The 4,496-nt window shown below is 66.8% G+C and carries 3 protein-coding genes and 1 pseudogene; all 4 read left to right on the plus strand.

Going from position 1 to position 4,496, the window contains the following annotated elements; all coding sequences use genetic code 11:
* Nucleotides 1-358 precede the first annotated feature (358 nt).
* The 4 genes and pseudogenes from JL475_RS38090 to JL475_RS38105 all read left to right on the plus strand — a co-directional run bounded on the left by JL475_RS38090 (nucleotide 359) and on the right by JL475_RS38105 (nucleotide 3,987).
* Entirely contained in the window at nucleotides 359-616 is a 258-nt protein-coding gene (locus JL475_RS38090; protein ID WP_202282782.1) for a hypothetical protein, read from the plus strand.
* A complete protein-coding gene (locus tag JL475_RS40965; protein ID WP_237409433.1) occupies nucleotides 609-1,115 on the plus strand; it encodes a transposase in 507 nt (168 codons plus the stop codon). The genes JL475_RS38090 and JL475_RS40965 overlap by 8 nt, the downstream gene beginning before the upstream one ends.
* A gap of 213 nt (nucleotides 1,116-1,328) precedes the next feature.
* Nucleotides 1,329-2,743 (plus strand): annotated as a pseudogene (locus JL475_RS38100) (IS3 family transposase).
* 200 nt (nucleotides 2,744-2,943) lie between these two features.
* The gene (locus JL475_RS38105) at nucleotides 2,944-3,987 is read left to right on the plus strand and encodes an alpha/beta fold hydrolase (RefSeq protein WP_307825323.1); all 1,044 of its coding nucleotides are present in this window, start codon (nucleotides 2,944-2,946) and stop codon (nucleotides 3,985-3,987) included.
* Nucleotides 3,988-4,496: the final 509 nt, after the last annotated feature.

Genomic DNA, 4,496 nt, shown 5'->3' on the forward strand with positions numbered 1-4,496 from the left:
TCAGCCCCATTCTTCCCCCTCTGCCGGGCCGAACCGCACCTTCTCATGACCCGCCCCTGAGACGCCTGCCGGTTTTGGAGAGGCATGCCGATCCGGCACCACAGTGGTTTTCCGCTGCTCCTTGCCTGCGTGGGTTCACCGCGCCCAGTCCCCGCTCGCGGACCGGTGGATTCCACCCATGCTCACAGGCAATAGCAGAAGCGCTCAAAGGCTCACGAACCGCCCTCTGACAACTGCCGCATCCCCTGCAGGCACAGATGAACCCGCCCTCGTTCCCGTCTCCAACCTGGCGACGACGCACGGGTTCAGCGGTTGCCCCTTCCAGGAATCCGCGAACTCGCGCGCTTCCGACCGCGCGATGTCCAAGGTCCGCAACGGCGAGCGTGGCGCTGGCGGAGTCGAGCGGCGCCTGATCGCCCTCGGCGTCCGCCCTTGTGTGAAGGGCGAGCCTAGCCGGGCGTGGCTGGAGGAGGCCCTGCAGGCCGTCGGCGCCAGGGTCGTGTCCCACGGCGGCAACCACCGGTACGCGGCCTACATCGGGCGGCGCACCGGCCGTCAGCTCACCGCCACCTCCGATCCGTATCCGAAGGCCGACCAAGGGGGTGCGGTTGCATAACCGCCGCACTCCCCCTGCTGGCGAAGGGGTCGAGCTGGTCATCTCCTGGGGCCTGGGCGGCGACTCGACCGCGCACCTGGTGAAGATGCTGGAGGACCCGGCCGCCCACGGAGTAGACCTGGCCCGCACCATGGTGCTGCACGAGCTCACCGGGAGCGAGTGGCCGACCACCCGTGCCCACGCCGAGCAGTTCGTACTGCCGCTCCTTTGTGAGCATCGGGTCCGGCTCGTTCAAGTCTCCCGTGCTATGCGTGAGTTGATCGCCGAGCGTGCATGGCTGACGGTGTTCCTGCTGCCCGCCTACGCGCCCGACCTCAACCCCGTCGAGTGGGTCTGGGCACACGTCAAACGCAGCCTGGCCAACCTCGCCGTGGTCGCCCTGGACCGGCTCGAGGCCCTCGTCCGCAACCGGCTCAAACGGCTTCAGTACCGGCCCGGCACCCTCGACGGCTTCATAGCCGGCACCGGCCTGACCCTCGACGACCCCGCGTCACCCTAACGGGCCGATGTCAGTAACAGTTTTGTCGTTCAGGCAACGGATCGTGCGCACGAGGGAGAACCCGCACTGAACAGTTCACTGTTCAGTGCGGGTTCCCGGAGAAAGTGCACGTCACCCGCCCGGCCCCCCTGTTATGCCCTCTCTGACAGCCTTGGCTGAGACGCCCGCTTTGACGGGTTAGGCTGGAAGGGCGAGACAGGAGTACATCCCGGCATGGCCAGCACCACCCCCCGTAGCTCCGGATCGGATCCGGCGCCCCGCCCGAAGCGGCGGACGTTCTCCGCGGAGTACAAGCTGCGGATCGTTGCCGAGTACGACGCCGCCCCGACCGGGGAGAAGGGTGCGATCCTGCGGCGTGAGCGGCTGTATCACTCGCACGTGATCGAGTGGCGTCAGGCCCGCGATGCCGGCGCCCTGGACGCCCTGACCGATCAGCGGACCTCTGCGGTGCGGCCGAAGAAGGCGGCCGAGCAGGCCGAGCTGGAACGGCTGCGCAAGAAGGTCGCCCGGCTGGAGAAGGACCTGGCCCGCCGGGATGCGGCCCTCGAGGTCATGGGAAAAGCCAACGCGCTCTTGGAACTGCTCTCCGAGAGCGCGGACTGAAGCACTCCGCCGCACCGGTGATCGACGAGGCTTTCGCCGGTGTCCAGGGTCAGTTGGGCACTACGGCGGCCTGCCGGCTGACCGGACGCTCGCGCGCCACCCACTACCGCCGCCAGAGCCCGGAGCCGAAGCCCGCACCGTCCCCAAGACCCACGCCCGCCTCGGCCCTGTCACCGGCCGAGCGGGCCGCGATCCTGGCGCTGCTGAACCGGCCGGAGTACGTCGACCTGCCGCCCGCCCAGGTCTGGGCACGTGAGCTGGACGCGGGGAACTACTGGTGCTCGGAGCGGACGATGTACCGGATCCTGTCCGCCGCCGGACAGAACGGCGAACGCCGCCGCCAGGCCACCCACCCGCCCAGGACGATCCCCGAACTGGTCGCGCACGGACCCTCGCAGGTGTTCACCTGGGACATCACCCGACTGCCCGGTCCGGCCAAGGGCATCTGGTTCCACGCCTACGTGATCATCGACATCTTCAGCCGCTACATCGTCGGACACACCGTCGAACTCGCCGAAACAGCCGAGCGGGCCGAGGAGTTGCTCCGCGAGACCATCGAACGCAACGGCATCGTGCCCCACGCCGTCCACGCGGACCGCGGCACCTCCATGACCGGCAAGAAGGTCTCCCAGCTGCTGATCGACCTCGGCGTCAGCCGCAGTCATTCCCGCCCCCGGGTGAGCAACGACAACCCCTTCAGCGAAAGCCAGTTCCGCACCACCAGGTACGCACCCGACTACCCCGAACGCTTCGCCTCCCTGGCACACGCCCGGGAGTGGATGGACGCGTTCATCAGCTACTACAACCACGAGCACAGGCACTCCGGGATCGGCCTGCACACCCCCGCATCCGTCCACTTCGGCACCGCCCACGAGGTGGGGGACCAGCGATCCACCGCCCTCGCCGCAGCCTACGAACGCCATCCCGAACGCTTCGCCCGACGGCCGAAACCACCCGAGATACCCGGCCAGGTCTGGATCAACGACCCCACCAAACGCACGCAACCCGAACTACAAAGCTCATAGCGATATAAACGTCTCATTTGACTTGACAACTACCGTATGGCACAGACGGTCCCGCGCCTCGAGCGTGGTCTGGGCAAGGCAACGACGCCCCGGCTGAGCTCACAGAACGGATCCTCATGCCCGTCGAAGTGCAAAACCACGCAATACCCCACAAGTCCACCGTCCCCGGCGCGGACGAGGGGGATCAGGTCAAGCTCTTCGTGCGGGAGCGCGACGGCACGCCCCCCGGCCACCTCGACGAGCGCACGGCCGTCCTGATGCTCCACGGCCGGAGCGTTCCGGTGCTCGCGGGCTTTGATCTCGAGTACAAGTCGTACAGCTGGGCCAATGCGCTGGCTAAGGCCGGTTACGACGTCTTCATGATGGACCTCCAGGGTTCGGGGCTGTCGCCGCGGCCGAAGATGGACGACCCTCGCAACGTCAACCCCGCCCAGCAGCAACTTCTGAAGCCGAGACCTCCAGGTTTCACGCCAGGCCCGCCGAACTATCCGTTCCAGCTCACCAACTCGAACAGCGACCGGGACGAGCTGAACACCGTCGTGGAGTGGATCATCCGCGAGCGCAAGGTGAAGAAGGTCGCCTTCATCGGCTGGTCTGCAGCCGCGTTCACGATGGGGCCGTACGCGGTCAAGAACCCCGGCAAGGTGTCGAGCCTGTTCCTGCTGGCGCCGATCTTCCCGCCCGACGGCACGTCGAATGCCCCCGACCCGCTGCCGCAGGCCGGCTTCCCGATGTTCGTGAGCACGAAATCGGGAACCTGGAAGGGGTGGGGCAACGAGGCGCTCTGCGCGGGCCAGCGCGAACCCGCGATGGAGCACGAGGTGTGGAACGCGATCATGCAAAGCGATCCGGTTGGCAGCAGGTGGGGGACACAAGGTGAAGGCCTCAACCGCATCAGAAACTTCGTCCGGTGGGGCTGGAACAAGACCACCGCGGCGCAGGCCAGCGTCCTCGGCGGCAGCGTGCCGGTCCTCATCGCATACGGGGAGCACGACAAGCAGGCAAACACGTCCAGCGAAGATCCGGAATTCAACTTCTCGGTCCCCGCGCTCTACAACGCCATCGCGGGCGACCACAAGCTGATGGTCAAGCTGGACTGCGCCGGGCATTCGGTGGTGTGGGAGATGCAGCACCAAAACCTGCACAACCTCTCAAAGCACTGGCTCGAGCACCTGAAGGTCGACGGCAAGACCCAGGGCATCTTCGACATGGACACCAACGGCGCCATCAGCTCGGCTCCGTAGGACAGCCGAGCCTCCGGCCGTGAACCGTCGGGGCTCCAGGGTCCGAACATCAGCCCCGCGCCGTCGTCAGGGCCGCCACAAGCACCGGTGATGTGGAGCCGTACGGCGCGCTCTCCGGGTCTCTCAGTCAGGCCTGATACCCCTGAGCGAACACTTCTCCCGCCTTCCTGTCGTCGATCCTGTCGGCGATCACCCGAAATGACAGGTACACCTTCAGGAGGACGTAGGAGAGTACCGCACTGATCCCCACGATGACCACGGCACTGGTTGCGATGTGCCGGGTTCGTGTCAGTGGAGTGGCTGGCAGCCGCTGGCGGCTGCTTACCGCCGTCTTTGTGCTGGTCCCGGTGGGGACGAGTGACGGTCCGCTGCTGACATGAGGGGGACACGGGCAGCGGGTCTCACTGTCACGACGCGGTATATCCCCTGGTGGTTCACTGAGGTCTTCTCGGCAACGTGACGGTTGCGGTGCGTGATGATGCCGGGCGGCGGGATGGTGACTCGATGCC

It is taken from the genome of Streptomyces sp. M2CJ-2 (assembly GCF_016757295.1).
Lineage (GTDB): Bacteria > Actinomycetota > Actinomycetes > Streptomycetales > Streptomycetaceae > Streptomyces.

Bases quoted from the DNA above. Each gene is read 5' to 3' on its own strand.
- JL475_RS38090 (WP_202282782.1), top strand. From the start codon at position 359: ATGTCCAAGGTCCGCAACGGCGAGCGTGGCGCTGGCGGAGTCGAGCGG.